Here is a 16,405-nt window from a genome sequence, read left to right on the forward strand (position 1 = left end):
CAGAGACGTCCAAGCCACACCGCCGTCATACGCGGGCTCGACCCGCATATCCATCGCCTTTGGATGAGCCCATTTGCATAGCGTCATCCTGCTACAATCAATGAAAATCCCTTGACGGCGGCAGGATGCGGACGTCGCGGGGGTGGCGATGGCGTTGGGCGGGGGCGTCGGGCGTGTCGCGGCGGTCGCCGTTGAGGGCTTCATAGCCACGCTTCTCGGAGGTTAGTTGCTCGTAGAGGTCCGCGCCGTCCGGTAGCGCCGGGCGGACCAGACCTTCGGCGAGGCGGCCCATCTCGACGCTGCGATCGATCAGCCGCTCGGCGACGAGATGCACTACGCCTTCCGGGCTCGCCTGGACCTTGCCCTCGACCAGGATCAGCCGCGCACCCATCACTTCCTTGCGATATTTCTCCATCACCGCCGGCCACACCACGATGTTGGCGATGCCGGTCTCGTCCTCGATAGTCATGAAGATCACACCATTGGCGCTGCCCGGCCGCTGCCGCACCAGTACCACGCCGGCGCAGCTCACGCGCCGACCGTTGCGACGCGTGTCCGACACCTCGCGACAGGTCACCACCCGCTCGGCCGCGAACAGCGCGCGCAGGAATTCCAGCGGATGGCCCTTCAGCGACAGCCGCACCGTCTGATAATCGGCGACGACGTGCTCGGCCATCGGCATCGCCGGCAGCGGCGCGGCGCGCTCGTCCTGCTGCTCGCGCGCGCTGGCGGCTTCGAACAGCGGCAGCGGCACGTCGTCAGGCAATCGCCGCACCGCCCACAGCGCGGCGCGGCGATCGAGCCCGAGCGAGCGGAAGGCATCGGCATCAGCCAGCAGGATCAGCGCCCGTTTCGGCAGCGCGGTGATGCGGGCGAACTGTTCGAGCGACGTGAACGCCCCCCTCGCCCGCGCCGCGACGATGCGCGCCGCCCAATCGTCGCTCGGCGCTTCACCAGCTTCCAGGCGCACCCGCTCCTCGTCCGGATCGGCCCAGCGAAACCCGTCGATCATCCGGAATCCGAGCCGCACCGCGTGATGCCTGCCGCATCGCTCCTCGAGCGTGCACTGGCCTTCGCTGAACGACACATCGACCGGCCGCACCTCGACGCTATTACTTCGCGCATCGCCGACGATCTGCGCCGGCGCGTAGAACCCCATCGGCTGCGAGTTCAGTAGCGCGCAGCAGAACGCGTCGGGGTGCTCGCACTTCATCCAGGCCGAGACATAGACCAGCTTGGCGAAGCTGGCGGCGTGGCTTTCCGGAAAGCCGTAGGAGCCGAAGCCCTTGATCTGCTCGAAGCAGTTCTTGGCGAAGGTGGCGTCGTAGCCACGCTTCACCAGATTGCCGATCATCTTGGCTTCGAACTTGCCGATCGTGCCGACATTGCGGAACGTCGCCATCGCGCGGCGAAGCTGATTGGCCTCGTCGGGCGTGAAATGCGCCGCCTCGATCGCGATCCGCATCGCCTGCTCCTGGAATAACGGCACGCCGAGCGTCTTGCCGAGAATCTGCCGCAGTTCGTTCTTGTCGCCGGCTTCCCCCGCCGGTGACGGATACACCACCGGCTCCTGCCCGTTCCGCCGCCTTAAGTAAGGGTGCACCATGTCACCCTGGATCGGGCCCGGCCGCACGATCGCGACTTCGATGACGAGATCGTAGAAACATTTCGGCTTCAGCCGCGGCAGCATGTTCATCTGCGCTCGGCTCTCGACCTGAAACACCCCGATCGACTCGCCGCGCTGGAGCATTTTGTAGACGGCGTTGTCATCCTCCGACTTGATGTCGGAAAGCTGGAACCGCACGCCCTTGTGCTGCGCGATCAGGTCGAAGCCCTTGCGGATGCAGGTCAGCATGCCGAGCGCCAGCACGTCGACCTTCATCATCTTGACGGCGTCGATGTCGTCCTTGTCCCACTCGATGAAGGTGCGATCCGCCATCGCGGCGTTGCCGATCGGCACATAGCTGTCGAGCCGATCCTGCGTCAGCACATAGCCGCCGACATGCTGCGACAGATGCCGTGGAAAGCCGATCAGCTCGGTGGCGAGTTCGACCGCGCGGCCGATCATCGGGTTGTGCGGATCGAGCCCGGCCTGACGCACCTGCATCTCGCTCACGCCCTTGCCCCAACTTCCCCACACCGTGTCGGCGAGCGCCGCCGTGACGTCTTCGGACAAGCCCAGCGCCTTGCCGACGTCGCGGATCGCCGAGCGCGGCCGATAATGGATCACGGTGGCGACGATCGCGGCGCGATGCCGGCCATAGCGCCGATAGATGTACTGCATCACCTCTTCGCGGCGGGAATGCTCGAAATCGACATCGATGTCCGGCGGCTCGTCGCGTTCCTCGGAGACGAAGCGCTCGAACAAAAGGTCGATCTCGGTCGGATCGACGCAGGTGATGCCGAGCACGTAGCACACGGCCGAATTTGCCGCCGAGCCACGGCCCTGGCACAGAATATTTTGCGACCGCGCGTAGCGGACGATGTCGTGCACGGTGAGGAAATAATGCGCGTAGCCGCGCCGTTCGATGATCGCCAACTCCTTGGCGATGGTGGCGCGCAGTCTGCCGCTGATGCCGTTTGGAAAATACTGCTTGATGCCCTGCTCGGTGAGATCCTGCAGATGCGCTTGCGCGGTTTTGCCCGGCGGCACCGGCTCGTCGGGATAGTGATATTTGAGTTCGTCGAGCGTGAAGCTGATACGGTCCGCGAACCGTAGCGTTTCGGCGATCGCGTCCGGATCGGCGCGGAACAGCCGCGCCATCTCGGCGGCCGGCTTCAGATGCCGCTCGGCATTGCCTTCGAGCCGGCGCCCGGCCTTGTCGATGGTAGTCTTTTCGCGGACGCAAGTCAGCACGTCCTGCAGCGCGCGCCGCGCGGCGTGATGATACAACACGTCGTTGGTGGCGATGCACGGCACCCGCGCTGCCGCCGCGATCCGCCGCAGCCGGCCCAGCCGACGCTTGTCGTCGCCGCGATAATACGGCGAAAGACCGAGCCAGACGGAGCCAGGATTGAGTGCAGTGACACGGTCCAGCGCGGTGGCAATCGCTTTGGTCTGGAAGCGATAGGCCGGCATGACGACCAGCAATATCTTCGAATGACGCCCCGTAACCTTTCTACCGTCATGCCCGGCCTTGTGCCGGGCATCCACCTCTTGCTGACTCAATCGTAGCAAAGGTGTGGATGGCCGGGACGAGCCCGGCCATGACGGCGTGGGGACCTGGTGAATGGAGGCCGAACGTTGATTCATCGAGGCCGAAGCCTCGTGCACAAAAGCTTCCAGATCCGCAAACGTCAGATCGCACTCGCCCTTCGCCGCGCGCCGCTTGCCGGCGCTGAGCAAGCGGCAGAGGCGGCCATAGGCGGCGCGATCGGTCGGATAAGCCAGCACGTCGGGCGTACCATCGGCGAAGCACAGCCGCGTCCCGATCAGCAGCTTCGGCTTGTGGATCAGCTCGTCGTTGGCGAGTTCGCTATAGGCGCGGACCACGCCGGCCAGCGTATTACGATCCGCAACGCCGATCGCGTCGAGCCCGAGCCGGCTCGCTTCATGGACATAATCCTGCGGATGCGAGCCGCCTTCGAGGAACGAGAAATTGGTGGTGACGCCGATCTCGGCGTAGCGCTGCACGCTCATGGGCGTCTCGTCTTAAAATTGAAGCGACAAATCCGTCATTGCGAGCGAAGCGAAGCAATCCAGAAGCGCCGTACACTGGGCGCCTGGATTGCTTCGTCGGCTTCGCCTCCTCGCAATGACGGGGAGAGGCTGTGCACACACTCGCCATCCCTCACGCGAACAGCCCGTGCATGTACCAGTGCGGCTGGCCGCTGCCGCCTACTTCCGGCATCACCTCGCTGCCGTACAGGCCGTCGCGATACAGCCAGAACCGCGCGCCGGCTTCGTCCTCGATCCGGAAGTAATCGCGGGTCAAGCCGGGCTCGGTGGCGCGCCACCATTCCATCGCGATCCGCTCCGGTCCTTCGGCGCGGGCGACGCGATGGAGGACGCGGCGCCAAGTGAACTGCGCCGGCGGGCCATCCGGCACGCCGGCCAGCACTTCGATCGGCTCCGGCGGCTGCAACAGCCGCAAGGGGCGCAGCGGCGGCTCGTCGGCGCGCGCCGGCCACGGTGCATCGCTGCCATCCGGCGGACAATGCTGCACCGGCACGGCAAGCGCGGCGCGCTCCGGGATATGGGTGTCCTGCGGCAGATAGCGTACCACCCGACGCGCGCCGAGCCGCGCCGACAGCATATCGGCCAGCAAGGCGACGTCCTCGGCCTGATGCGCCGTGGTGTCGAAACCGCGCTGCGCTTCGGTGACCGCCACGCTGACGCTGGCGGCGAGCCGGATAAGATCGAAACCGAAGCCGGGATCGAGCGGATCGTTCAGCGCATCGAGCTTTTCGGCGAACAGCCGCTGCACCACCTCGACCCGCGTCACCGGCTGGCCGGTCTCGACGCAGATCGAGCGCACTGCCCCGTCGCTGCGGAAGAAGCTGGCGGTGAGCTGCCGCGCTCCTTTGCCGCTCTTCTCCATCGCAGCGATCAGCAGTTTCGCCAGCGTCAGCAGCGTCGGCAGAATGACATCGAGAGTCGCGACCGGTTCGGGAAAATTCTTGTCGACGACGTAGTCCGGCGCGGGCCGCCGCGGTGAGATCGGCGCATCGTCCTCGCCGGTCGCCTGACGCAGCACCGCGACGAAGCCTTCACCGAACCGAGCCGCGAGTTCGGACGGCTGCCGCGCCAGCACCTCGCCGACGGTCTTGAGCCCGGCGCGGCGCAGCCCGCGCACGATTCCATCATCGACGCCGAGCGCCGCCACCGGCAGCGGCGCCACCGCGCGCGGCTCGTCGCCCGGCGCGACGATCAGGCCCGAGCCGCCGCGGGTCAGCGCCCGCGCCGCCACCGCGGTGCCGGCGATCGCCGCGCTGACCGCAAAGCCTTGCCGCGTCAACGCAGCGGTCAGCGTGTTCAGCAACTTGGCTTCGTCGCCGAACAGATGCGCGCAGCCGGTGATGTCGAGCAGCAGCCCGTCGGCGCCGTCGAACGCCACCAGCGGCGTGAAGCGGTCGCACCAGTCGGCGATCGCATTCAACAGCGCCGCATCGGCGAAGGGATCGTGATCGACGACGTCGAGCGCAGGATGCATCGCCCGCGCGGTGGCGAGCGGCATTCCGGGGATCACCCCGCCCCGGCTGGCGCGCGCATCACATGCCACGACCACCAGCGCGTTGTCGCGCTTGGCAGCGACGACGCGTAGCAGGCGCGGCGCTTCAGCCAGCGAGCCGCCGCTCGCTTGAGATTGGCGCTCGAACCGATCGGTCGACAACCTCGGCAGCCACAGGCCGAGAATGCGTCTGCGGTTCACGGAAGCGGCACGCATCACAATTCCATTCCATGATCCAACGGCCGGTTGGGCCGTGACGGTTACGAAGCAGCGAAGTCTCGAACACCGGAGCGCCCCAATCCTCGCTCGGCGGCGAATGCGCCGCGCGCACCACCCAGCGTGTCTCCGCGGTGGAGGCCTGCGGCGCGGCGGCGATCCGCAGCATCAAGGCCGTGACGCCGGACTGCTGCGCCGCCAGTGTCAGTTTCCGCGACGCGACGGCATCGAACGCGCGGGTCTCGCCCCACAGCTCGGTGATCACCGCGCCGAGGCCATTGCAGGCCAGCGCATCGGCCGCAGCGCGCAGTGCGCTGTCGGCATCATGCGCCTGCACCATCACCAGGCGACGCGGATCGAGCCCGAGTTCGGCCAGCCCCGCCATCGCCAGTTCGCCGTTTTCACGCGCGGAAAAATCCTGGCGGATCCACAACAGGTAGCGCGCCTCGGCGAGCAGCCGCGCCACACCGGCGATGAAGCCAGTCGCCGCTGCGGCGTGACGGCCGTCGCAGAACACCTCGTGCAGCGCGCCCTGCACCAGCCCGCCGTGCAGCGTCGCGTCGGCGTCCGCATGGCCGAGCGGCACGCGGCGCAGCGTCTCCGCCGTCCCGCTTTCGAGCCGGTCGATTTCGCCCTGCAGGCGCGCAAGCATGCTGTGGCGGGCGCTGTCCATGCGCCGTTCCTTTTTCCGTTGCCGTTTTTCCGGATTCGATGAACCCGTTGCCGGCCCATTTGTTCATGATATGTTCTAATAAATCCCTGCCTTGGTGCGGAGTCAATCGGGATCGCACCGAGGTCTTGCGGCATTTTTTTTCGCGAGATGAATCAAGGAGATTCCAAGCATGGACGTGCAGCGCAAGCTGGCCATCCTGGCGGACGCGGCGAAATACGACGCCTCCTGCGCCTCGAGCGGGACGGAGAAACGCGACAGCCAGGGCGGCAAGGGGCTGGGCTCGACCGCGCCCGGCATGGGCATCTGTCATTCTTACTCGCCGGACGGCCGCTGCATCTCGCTGCTCAAGGTGCTGCTGACCAATGCTTGCGCCTATGACTGCCTGTATTGCGTCAACCGTGCCTCGTCGAACGTGCCCCGTGCCCGCTTCACCGTCGATGAAGTCGTGCGGCTCACGCTCGACTTCTATCGCCGCAACTACATCGAGGGGCTGTTTCTGTCTTCGGGCATCATCCGCAGCGCCGACTACACCATGGAGCAGATCGTCGAAGTCGCGCGGCGCCTCCGGGAGGAGCATCACTTCCGTGGCTACATTCATCTGAAGACGATTCCGGAAGCCGACGATGCGCTGATCGCCAAAGCCGGCCGCTATGCCGACCGGCTCAGCATCAATATCGAGGTGCCGGAGGAGACCAGCCTCGCACAATTGGCGCCGGAGAAGAACGTCCGCGCCATCCGTCGAACCATGGGGCGGCTGCGGCTGAAGCTGGATGAAGCGACCGAGGCAAAGGCCGAGGTGCGGAAGACCCTCACCCGCGCCAAGCCGCCGCGTTTCGCGCCGGCCGGCCAAAGCACGCAGATGATCGTCGGCGCCGACAGCGCCACCGACCAAACTATCCTGAACACCTCCGCCAATCTCTACGGTTCGTACAATCTGAAGCGGGTCTATTACTCGGCGTTCAGCCCGATCCCGGATTCCAGCCGGGCACTGCCGCTACAGGCGCCGCCGTTGGTGCGCGAACATCGGCTGTACCAAGCCGACTGGCTGATGCGGTTCTACGGCTTTGAGGCCGGCGAGATCATCGATCCGGTTGCCGGAATGCTGTCGCTGGAGATGGACCCGAAGCTGGCCTGGGCGCTGCGCCACCGCGAGCGCTTTCCGCTCGACGTCAACCGCGCCAGCCGCGAAGAATTACTGCGCATTCCGGGTTTCGGCCGCAAGGCGGTCGATCGCATCATCGATACCAGGCGCCACAGCGCGATCCGCAGCGCGGACCTTTCGAAACTCCACATCCCACGGAACAAGGCACTGCCGTTTATCGTTCTCCCCGACCACCGTCCTCCGGCTTACCAACTCGACGGCACAAGGCTGGCGGAGCGGTTTCGGCCGAAGGCGCAGCAACTTGGATTTGGGTTTTGACGCATCGTCATTGCGAGCGAAGCGAAGCAATCCAGAAGCTTTAGTGCAAGGAGCTGGATTGCTTCGTCGCTTCGCTCCTCGCAATGACGGGGATAGGTGATTAGCTAAAAGCACCGTCGTCATCCTGAGGTGTGAGCGAAGCGGCACCGCAGGATGACAAACTAACGAATTGAGAAGGGAGAAATCGAATCACCACCATGCATCGCATCCGGCTCGACAGCGACACCGATTTCGACGGCTGGCGCACCGCGGCGCGGGAGCTGGTGCTGGCGGATGTGGCGCCGGCGGATATCACATGGAGCGTGACTGGCGACGAGCCCGAGCTGTTCGATGCGGCGGGGCTGGCGCCAGATGCCGGGTCCTTTGCTGAAACGGCTGCGCCGTTCACACATTCTGCCCAATCGCCTCGCCCCGCGCAGACCTTCAACGTCCCTGCCAGCTTCGTCGAGCTGGCGCAGACCGCAATCCTGCACCGCGATCCACAGCGCTTCGCCTATCTGTATCAGTTGCTGTGGCGGCTTCGCACAAATCCCGAGCTGATGCAGATCGCCACCGATCCCGACATTGCGCGGCTGCAGGCAATGGCCAAGGCGGTGCGGCGCGACGAGCACAAGATGCATGCCTTCGTCCGCTTCCGCGAGATCGGCCGCGAGCCGAAGTCTCGCTATGTCGCCTGGTTCGAGCCGGAGCATCATATCGTCGAGCTCGCCGCGCCATTCTTCGCGCGGCGTTTCGCCGACATGGAATGGTCGATCCTGACCCCCGACGTCTGCGCGCATTGGGACGGCCACAGAGTCGCGATCACGCCCGGCGTCAGCAAGGCGATGGCGCCATCGGACGATCGCCTCGAACAAACCTGGCTCACTTACTACGCCAGCATCTTCAACCCGGCGCGGCTGAAGAGCAAGGCGATGCAGGCCGAGATGCCGAAGAAGTATTGGCGCAATCTGCCCGAAGCGGCGCTGATCAAGCCGCTGATCGACCACGCCGAGCGCAAAGCGCAGGCGATGGTTGCAGCCGCGGCGACCGCGCCGAAGAAGCCGCAGCGACAGGAGCAGCCGATGACGAAAGCCGTGCCGAACGCCGACACGCTGGCGCATCTGCGCGAGGAGGCGCAGGGTTGCCGTGCCTGCGAGCTGTGGAAGGACGCGACCCAGATCGTGTTCGGCGAAGGCCCGCCGCACGCCATTGTGATGCTGGTCGGCGAGCAGCCCGGCGACACGGAAGACCTCGCCGGCAAACCGTTCGTCGGCCCGGCCGGACAGATGCTCGACCGTGCGCTGGCGGAGGCCGGTGTCGATCGCAGCAGGACTTACGTGACGAACGCAGTGAAGCACTTCAAATTCGTCCCGCGCGGCAAGATCCGCCTGCATCAGAAACCGTCGACGCTGGAGATCAAGGCATGCCGGCAATGGGTCGAGCGCGAGCTCGCCGCGCTGCAGCCGCTCCTCGTGGTGGCGATGGGCGCCACCGCAGCGCAAAGCGTGCTCGGCAAAATTACCCCGGTCAACAAGACCCGCGGCCATCTGATCGACCGCAACGACGGCCCACAGGTGCTGGTCACCGTGCATCCGTCCTATCTGCTGCGCCTGCCGGACGCCGAAGCCAAAGAGCGCGAATACGCCCGCTTCGTCGCCGACCTGAAGATCGTTGCTGCGCATCTGAAGAAGGCGCACGCGGCCTAGCTTCAGTGTGGCGCGCCGATGACGCCGCAATGTTTTCGGCTGAGCACCTCCGTCGGGCAGGTATTTATTTCCACTAGACGGAATGGACTCGAAATTCGGTAACCGTCGCAACTCGCACGGGTTGAGCAACCGTGCCGAACCGGCTAACCCTCGCTGCACTGCCAACGCTGCACTGCAACGTACGCCGCAAGACCAACAACAACACGCGAGGAATCCGATGTCTGCCCTCTCCCGTTCCATCGCCGCCGTCGCGGCCGTCGCGCTGCTGTCCGCCACCGGCGGACAAGCGTTGGCGCAGAAGAAATACAGCCCCGGCGCCAGCGACACCGAAGTCAAGATCGGCAACATCGTGCCCTATTCGGGTCCGGCGTCGGCTTATGGCAGCGTCGGCCGGGCGCAGGAAGCCTATTTCAAGATGATCAACGACAAGGGCGGCATCAACGGCCGCAAGATCGTCTACATCTCCTACGACGACGCCTATTCGCCGCCGAAGGCCGTCGAGCAGACCCGCAAGCTGGTCGAGAGCGACGAAGTGCTGTTCATGTTTTCGCCGCTCGGCACGCCGTCGAACACCGCGATCCAGAAGTATCTCAACGCCAAGAAGGTGCCGCACCTGTTCCTGGCGTCGGGCGCCACCAAGTGGAACGATCCGAAGCACTTCCCGTGGACGATGGGTTGGCTGCCGAACTACCAGAGCGAAGGCCGGATCTACGCCAAGTACATCCTGAAGGAGAAGCCGGACGCCAAGATCGCCGTGCTGTATCAAGGCGACGACTTCGGCAAGGACTATCTGAAGGGTCTCAAGGATGGTCTCGGCGCCAAGGCGTCGCAGGTCGTGATCGAGGACAGCTACGAGCTGACCGAGCCGACCGTCGACTCCCACATCGTCAAGATCAAGGCCTCCAACCCGGACGTGCTGGTGATCTTCGCGACGCCGAAATTCGCCGCGCAGACCATCAAGAAGGTCGCCGAGCTGGCGTGGAAGCCGATGATGATCGTGCCGAACGTGTCGGCCTCGACCGGCAGCGTCATGAAGCCGGCCGGATTCGAGAACGCCCAGGGCGTCATCTCTGCCTCCTACGCCAAGGACGCGACCGACAAGCAGTGGGAGAACGATCCCGGCATGAAGGCGTATTACGAGTTCCTGGCGAAGTATGCGCCGGACGCCAATCGCGCCGATTCCTCGTTCATGACCGGCTACAACATCGCCGAGACGGTGGCGGTGCTGATTAAGCAGTGCGGTGACGACCTCACCCGCGCCAACGTGATGAAGCAGGCCGCCAGCCTGAAGGACGTCCAGCTCGGCGGCCTGCTGCCGGGCATCAAGCTCAACACCTCGGCGACCGACTTCGCGCCGATCGAGCAACTGCAGCTCATGAAGTTCGAAGGCGAGCACTGGAAGCTGTTCGGCGACGTGATCGAAGGCGAAGTGAATTCGCCGAACGGCGGCTAGTCGCTCCCTCACCTTCGTCATTCCGGGGCGCCGCGGAGCGGCGAACCCGGAATCCCGAGGTTCTTGACCACCAGAGAATTCCGGGTTCGCTCGCTGACGCGAGCGTCCCGGAATGACGGCTGTTGCAGTTGGAACGTCTTGCCGCCGCGGCGACGGCCTGCGACAAGTTCGGTCATGACCGATCATCGACCGCTGCTCCGTTCCATCTTCGATGCGGCCGTCGCCGCCGCACATCCGGATCGCGTACTCCCCGCGCATCTGCCGCCACCCCCGCGCGGCCGGATCATCTGCCTCGCCGCGGGAAAGAGCGCCGCCGCGATGGCCGCCGCCGCCGAGCGGCACTACCTCGACACATTGGGACTGGAATCGTCGCGACTGGTCGGCATCGCCACCACGCGCCACGGCCACCGCGTGCCGACCCGCAGGATCGAGGTGATCGAAGCCGGCCATCCGATGCCCGACGCCGAAGGCCTGCGCGGCGCTGAAGCGAGCCTCGCCCTCGCCGCCACCGCGACGCCGGACGACCTGCTTCTCGTCCTGCTGTCGGGCGGCGGCTCGGCCAATTGGATCCTGCCCGCCGGAGGCATCACGCTCGCGCAGAAGCAGCAGACCACCCGCGCGCTGCTGCGCTCCGGCGCCCCGATCGGTGAGGTCAACACGGTCAGAAAACACCTGTCGCGGATCAAAGGCGGCCGCCTCGCCCGCACCGGCCAAAACGCCGGACAGATCCTGACGCTGGCGATCTCGGACGTGCCGCGCGACGAGCCGTCTGCGATTGCGTCGGGCCCGACCGTTCCCGACCCGAGCACGCTCGCGGACGCCCGCGAGCTGGTGGCGCGCTACGATCTGCAGCTCGATCCGGCGATCGCCGCCGCGCTGAACGATGAGCGCAACGAAAGCTGCAAGAAGGACGACGCCGCGTTCGCGCGCGCGGGGTTCGAGATCATCGCCCGGCCGCGGCAGTCGCTCGATGCCGCGATCGAAGTTGCGCGCGCCGCCGGCTTCGAGATCGCCGATCTCGGCGCCGATCTCGAAGGCGAAGCCCGCGACGTCGCCGCTGCGCATGCACAGCTCGCGCGCGAGGCCCGCGCGTCGGGCCGCAAGCTGGCGATCCTGTCCGGCGGCGAACTCACCGTCACGGTACGAGGCCAGGGCCGCGGCGGGCCCAACCAGGAATACGCACTCGCGCTGGCGCAGCATCTGTCCGGTTTGCCCGACATCGCCGCGCTCGCCGCCGACACCGACGGCGCCGACGGCGGCGCCGGCAACGCCGACGATCCCGCCGGCGCGCTGATCGACGCAGCAACTTTCGCCAAGATCGCCGAGCAGCAGCAGCTCGATCCCTCCGCCTATCTGGCCGACAACGATGCCACCGGCTTTTTCGCCCAGACCGGCGACCTACTGGTCACCGGCCCGACGCTGACCAACGTCAACGATATCCGGGTGATCTTAGTTTAGTTCATCCCCTCTCCGTCATTGCGAGCGAAGCGAAGCATCCAGGAGTTCCGTACCTTGAGCTCCTGGCTTCGTCGCTTCGCTCCTCGCAATGACGCACGAGAGGCCGCCCGCTAACAATCGCCGTCATGCGCGGGCTTGCCCCGCCTGCGGGGCCATTGCCACTCCGGCGGGGCGAAGGCCCGCGCATCCATCGCCTCAGGGAGATGGACGCCGGGTCGAGCCCGGCGAATGACGTGGTTGATTGTGCCTGCTACTCCGCCGCCTTCGGCTGCCGCCGATCGAGCGACGACAGCGCGTGCAGCAGCACCGCGCGGACGCGATCGCTGTCGGTGGCCGCGACAGCCGCGGTGTCGAGGCGGAAATCGAAGCCCGGTATCTTCTCCATCACCACCGCCGAGGCCTCGCTGCCGTCGCGGAGGTGATCGACCACATACGGCACCACCTCGCGGCTGATGCCCTTCATGGTGATCGAGGGCAGCGCGTGCGCAGCGATGATGTCGCTGACCAGCGCGTAGGTCTCGTAGCTGATGACGATGCCGCCCGGCTCGGCGATCGATTGCAGCCTTGCGGCGAGGTTCGCCTCGGCGCCGATGATGGTGTAGTCCATCCGGTCGGCGCTGCCGAAATTGCCGACATTGCAGTAGCCGGAATTGATCCCGATCCGCGACCGGAACGGCTGCTCGATCCCGGCCGCGCGCCATTTCGCGTTGAGCTCCGACAGCCGGCGCTGCATCGCCCACGCCATCCGCACGCAGGCCTGGGCGTCGGCGCGGTCGCCCTTGGTTTCAGGATCGCCGAAGAAGATCAGCATCGCGTCGCCGATGAATTTGTCGATCGTGCCGCCGTAGCGATGCGCGATCTCCGACATCTCGGTGAAATACTCGTTGAGAAGCTGCGTGATCAATTCGGGCTGCAGCCGCTCGGTAGTGGCGGTGAAGTTCTGGATATCGGAGAAGAAGATCGTCAGCTTCTTGCGCTCGGTGTGGATGACGACGTCCTTCTGGCCGGAGAAAATACTCTTGTAGATCTGCGGCGGGATGTAGCGCGAGATCTTCATCGACAACGATGCCAGGAAGTCGTTGTTGGTTTCGAGCTCGCGATTCATCGCCACGATCTTCAATGACTGCCGGCGCTGCATCCCTAGGAACGATACCCCGCACACCGCGGCGAGCACGAAATACGCCAGCAGGAACTTGAACGAGAACAGATTGGCGGCGATCGGCTGGGTGATCATCACCTCCTGGATGCCGCGGACGTCGCCGACCTTCCAGTCGCGCTTCGGGCTTTCGGGGTGGGTGTTGTGGCAGGCGACACAGGCCGGCGCCATCGTCACCGGCGACACCAGCCGGACGCTGTCGCTGAACAGGCTCGCGGATGCCGACACGATGTTCTCGCTCGAGTCCTTGCGCAGCGCCGCGAGGGCGTCGCGCTCGAAGGCGTCGAGCCGGTGCGGAGCGCGATTGGCGAACGGATAATCCGAGACGAAACGATAGGTGATGTTGCTCTGCTGCTCGCCGATCACCTTGCCGAGTTCGAGCGACAGCGTCGCCGGGATCGGGATTGCGCCGGGCACCTTCTCGTAGTCGTGGATCACCTGCACCTGGCCGGGATGAGCCAGAATCCGCCCGACCACGTTGGCGGCGTAATAGTGCCGCACGCTCTTGATCACGGAATTCAGATCGGACGCTTGCCGGCGCAGCGCCGCGTCGGCGAGGCTGGTGAGGTCAAGCCACACCGCCAGCGGCAGGCCGAGCAGCAGCAGTGCGATGGCGAGGCCGGTCCACCATCCGCGGGCACGCAAATCGTCGGTTTCTGACTTGTCCATGCCGCCCAGCCCTGGTTGCCGTAATCACCGGCAACCTAGCGCGCAGGCGGTATAAAGAGAAGCATCTGGGGTGCAGAGCTACCGGTGGAAGAGCACGCATTGTCGCCCGAGAGGGCATCCAGCTCAGCGGCCGGCTGTGGTGCGGATCGGGCGGCCTTGCGAGATGAAGGCATAATGGCCGTTGGCGAAGGTGCCGATCATCAGCGCCTCGGTCACCGGCTCGGCGATCTCGCCCGCCGCAGCCCAATCGATCACGAAATTGGCGCCGGTCCCGCCGCGGGTGTCGAGCGTGGGGACGAACGCCTCGATGGTGGCGAACGGCTTCAGCGCCACCGCCCCTTCGAGATAGCTCTCCACCATCTTGCCGGCGCCGTCGTAATAGCCGATCCGCTTGATCACCAGCGGCTTGGTCTCGGAAGCGTTATGGATGCTCAGTGTCACCGAAAAATTCGCCCGCGTTGCGCCCTGGTTGATCGACACGCTGGAATAGGCTGGCACATAGATTGAGCCCCCGACCGAGAGCGGCGCGGCCGGCAACGCGGTCAGCGACGCAGCGAACGTCTGGGCGATGCCGCGCGGGCCCGATGATTGCGCCAAACACGGTGCGCTGACCGACAGAATCAGGCATGTCACCCGGAGAATCGCGGGAATGCCAAAGCGGCGGCGTCCCGTTCCGCGAGCCGGGCTCCCGATGCGTTGTCTCAGCATGGTTGTCCCTTTATTGTTCGCGCCAGGGCGTTCCACGGCGGCAGGTGCATGCACGAACTGATTGGCGATATCACGCTGAGCATCCTGTTCGCCTGGCTGCTCGGTCTGGCGGCGCATTTTTTCCGTCAACCGCTGATCCTCGCCTACCTTATCGCCGGCTTCGTGATCGGTCCATTCGGCCTTGGCTGGGTGAAATCGCAGAACTCGATTTCGGTCATCTCCGAGCTCGGCCTGATCTTCATGCTATTCATGATCGGGCTGGAGATCGACCTGAAGAAGATCATCCGCGCCGGCCCGGTGATCCTGGTGGCGGCCGGCGGCCAGATCGTCGGCGGCGTCGCGCTCGGCATCGCGTTCTTCATCGGCATCGGGCTCGCATTCGGCGGCGGCCATTTCGACGCGCTGTATCTGACGGTAGCCTGCGCGCTGTCTTCCACCGTGATCATCGTCAAGGTGCTGTACGAGAAGCGCGAGCTCGACACCCTGCCGGGCCGGATCACGCTCGGCATCCTGGTGTTGCAGGACATCTTCGCGATCCTGTTCCTCGCGGTGCAGCCGAGTCTCGCCGATCTGCAGATCTCGGTGCTTCTGATCTCGGTCGGCCGCGTCGCCGTGCTGGTCGCGACTGCGGCGCTCTTGTCGCGCTACGTGCTGCCCTGGCTGTTCCACCGCATCGCCCGCACGCCTGAACTGGTGCTACTCGGCGCGCTGGCGTGGTGCTTTCTGATCGGCGGCATCGCCGAGCATCTGCATCTGTCGCGCGAGATGGGCGCGCTGGTCGCCGGCGTGTCGCTGTCGACCTTCCCCTACGCGCTCGACGTCACCGCCAAGGTGACGACTCTGCGGGACTTCTTCATCACGCTGTTCTTCGTCGCGCTCGGCATGACCATCCCGATCCCGAACGGCTCGGTGATCGGGCTCGCCCTGGCGATCGCAGTGTTCACGCTGGCGAGCCGGCTGCTGACCACCTTCCTGCCGCTGTATCTGATGAAACAGGGCCTGCGCGCCAGCCTGCTGCCGGCGCTGAACCTGGCGCAGATCAGCGAGTTCTCGCTGGTGGTGATCCAGACCGGCGTCGCCGCCGGCCATATCGGCACCCAGACCGCCAGCGCCGCCTCGTTCGCCTTCGTGCTGCTCGCGGTGCTGTCGACCTTCGTGATCATGCGCAGCGATCCGATCACCCGCCGCGCGATCGGCGCGCTGAGCAAGCTCGGCTTGCGCGATCTCGGCCAGCAGCAGAGCGGTGCCGACGCAGCCGCGGAGGCGGGCCACGGCGCGGTGCATCGCATCGTCATCCTCGGCTTTTTCCGCACCGCCAGCGCCCTGGTCAGCGAGATCGAACGCCATGCGCCGGAGCTGCTCAAGCAGATCAGCGTGATCGACTTCAACCCGCTGGTCTACAGCACCCTCACCACGCGCGGCATGCACGTCATTTACGGCGACATCAGCAACGTCGACACGTTGCTGCATGCCGGCGTCGCCAAGGCCGAGATCATCATCCTCAGCGTGCCGGACTCCCTGCTGAAGGGCGCCACCAACGAGCGCCTGGTGCGCCACGTCCGCGCCCTCAATCCGACCGCACAGATCGTCGCCACCGCCGATCTGCTGGCCGACGTCGAAGCGATGTATCGGGCTGGCGCCAACTACGTCACCGTGCCTCGGATCACCGAGTCACAGGACCTGTTCGAGGTGATCGAAGCCGCCGATCACGGCCTGCTGGACGACAAGCGCGCCGCCCTCGACGCCCGTCTCGCCGAACGCCGGGAAGTCTTGCCGTAGGGCGTTTTCGACCGGGC

General features: G+C 65.6%; 10 protein-coding genes. 5 read left to right on the forward strand and 5 right to left on the reverse strand.

Annotated elements, in window-relative coordinates; genetic code table 11:
• Window positions 1–97: 97 nt before the first annotated feature.
• From M9H71_RS16815 to M9H71_RS16825, 3 genes are all read right to left on the reverse strand, one after another.
• Window positions 98–3,640: an error-prone DNA polymerase gene (locus tag M9H71_RS16815; protein WP_455406104.1), complete on the reverse strand. Its 3,543-nt coding sequence runs from the start codon at window positions 3,638–3,640 to the stop codon at window positions 98–100.
• Window positions 3,641–3,791: 151 nt separating this feature from the next.
• Window positions 3,792–5,387 carry a Y-family DNA polymerase gene (locus M9H71_RS16820; RefSeq protein ID WP_455406105.1) on the reverse strand — a complete coding sequence of 532 codons (1,596 nt, stop codon included), beginning with the start codon at window positions 5,385–5,387 and terminating at the stop codon, window positions 3,792–3,794.
• Window positions 5,278–6,060 (reverse strand): ImuA family protein, encoded by a 783-nt coding sequence (locus M9H71_RS16825; RefSeq protein WP_455406106.1) that lies wholly within the window; start codon window positions 6,058–6,060, stop codon window positions 5,278–5,280. The genes M9H71_RS16820 and M9H71_RS16825 overlap by 110 nt, the downstream gene beginning before the upstream one ends.
• A 169-nt stretch (window positions 6,061–6,229) precedes the next feature.
• Between M9H71_RS16825 and M9H71_RS16830 the strand changes: the two genes are divergently transcribed.
• The 4 genes from M9H71_RS16830 to M9H71_RS16845 all read left to right on the forward strand — a co-directional run bounded on the left by M9H71_RS16830 (window position 6,230) and on the right by M9H71_RS16845 (window position 12,076).
• Entirely contained in the window at window positions 6,230–7,480 is a 1,251-nt protein-coding gene (locus M9H71_RS16830) for a putative DNA modification/repair radical SAM protein (protein WP_455406107.1), read from the forward strand.
• A gap of 197 nt (window positions 7,481–7,677) precedes the next feature.
• A complete protein-coding gene (locus M9H71_RS16835) occupies window positions 7,678–9,165 on the forward strand; it encodes a UdgX family uracil-DNA binding protein (RefSeq protein ID WP_455406108.1) in 1,488 nt (495 codons plus the stop codon).
• Between the two features lie 217 nt (window positions 9,166–9,382).
• Entirely contained in the window at window positions 9,383–10,618 is a 1,236-nt protein-coding gene (locus M9H71_RS16840) for an ABC transporter substrate-binding protein (RefSeq protein ID WP_455406109.1), read from the forward strand.
• Window positions 10,619–10,792: 174 nt separating this feature from the next.
• Entirely contained in the window at window positions 10,793–12,076 is a 1,284-nt protein-coding gene (locus tag M9H71_RS16845) for a glycerate kinase type-2 family protein (protein ID WP_455406110.1), read from the forward strand.
• 250 nt (window positions 12,077–12,326) lie between these two features.
• On the opposite strand, the gene M9H71_RS16850 is transcribed toward M9H71_RS16845, so the two are convergent.
• Both M9H71_RS16850 and M9H71_RS16855 read right to left on the reverse strand, forming a co-directional pair.
• Window positions 12,327–13,901, reverse strand: a complete 1,575-nt coding sequence (locus M9H71_RS16850) for an adenylate/guanylate cyclase domain-containing protein (protein ID WP_455406111.1) — start codon at window positions 13,899–13,901, stop codon at window positions 12,327–12,329.
• A gap of 123 nt (window positions 13,902–14,024) precedes the next feature.
• Window positions 14,025–14,609 (reverse strand): DUF3124 domain-containing protein, encoded by a 585-nt coding sequence (locus tag M9H71_RS16855; RefSeq protein WP_455406112.1) that lies wholly within the window; start codon window positions 14,607–14,609, stop codon window positions 14,025–14,027.
• 48 nt (window positions 14,610–14,657) lie between these two features.
• On the opposite strand from M9H71_RS16855, the gene M9H71_RS16860 reads away from it, so the two are divergent.
• Window positions 14,658–16,388 carry a cation:proton antiporter gene (locus tag M9H71_RS16860; RefSeq protein WP_455406113.1) on the forward strand — a complete coding sequence of 577 codons (1,731 nt, stop codon included), beginning with the start codon at window positions 14,658–14,660 and terminating at the stop codon, window positions 16,386–16,388.
• Window positions 16,389–16,405: the final 17 nt, after the last annotated feature.

It is taken from the genome of Rhodopseudomonas parapalustris, assembly GCF_053772255.1.

Bases quoted from the DNA above. Each gene is read 5' to 3' on its own strand.
- M9H71_RS16815 (WP_455406104.1), bottom strand. From the start codon at position 3,640: ATGAGCGTGCAGCGCTACGCCGAGATCGGCGTCACCACCAATTTCTCG.
- M9H71_RS16820 (WP_455406105.1), bottom strand. From the start codon at position 5,387: ATGCGTGCCGCTTCCGTGAACCGCAGACGCATTCTCGGCCTGTGGCTG.
- M9H71_RS16825 (WP_455406106.1), bottom strand. From the start codon at position 6,060: ATGGACAGCGCCCGCCACAGCATGCTTGCGCGCCTGCAGGGCGAAATC.
- M9H71_RS16830 (WP_455406107.1), top strand. From the start codon at position 6,230: ATGGACGTGCAGCGCAAGCTGGCCATCCTGGCGGACGCGGCGAAATAC.
- M9H71_RS16835 (WP_455406108.1), top strand. From the start codon at position 7,678: ATGCATCGCATCCGGCTCGACAGCGACACCGATTTCGACGGCTGGCGC.
- M9H71_RS16840 (WP_455406109.1), top strand. From the start codon at position 9,383: ATGTCTGCCCTCTCCCGTTCCATCGCCGCCGTCGCGGCCGTCGCGCTG.
- M9H71_RS16845 (WP_455406110.1), top strand. From the start codon at position 10,793: ATGACCGATCATCGACCGCTGCTCCGTTCCATCTTCGATGCGGCCGTC.
- M9H71_RS16850 (WP_455406111.1), bottom strand. From the start codon at position 13,901: ATGGACAAGTCAGAAACCGACGATTTGCGTGCCCGCGGATGGTGGACC.
- M9H71_RS16855 (WP_455406112.1), bottom strand. From the start codon at position 14,609: ATGCTGAGACAACGCATCGGGAGCCCGGCTCGCGGAACGGGACGCCGC.
- M9H71_RS16860 (WP_455406113.1), top strand. From the start codon at position 14,658: ATGCACGAACTGATTGGCGATATCACGCTGAGCATCCTGTTCGCCTGG.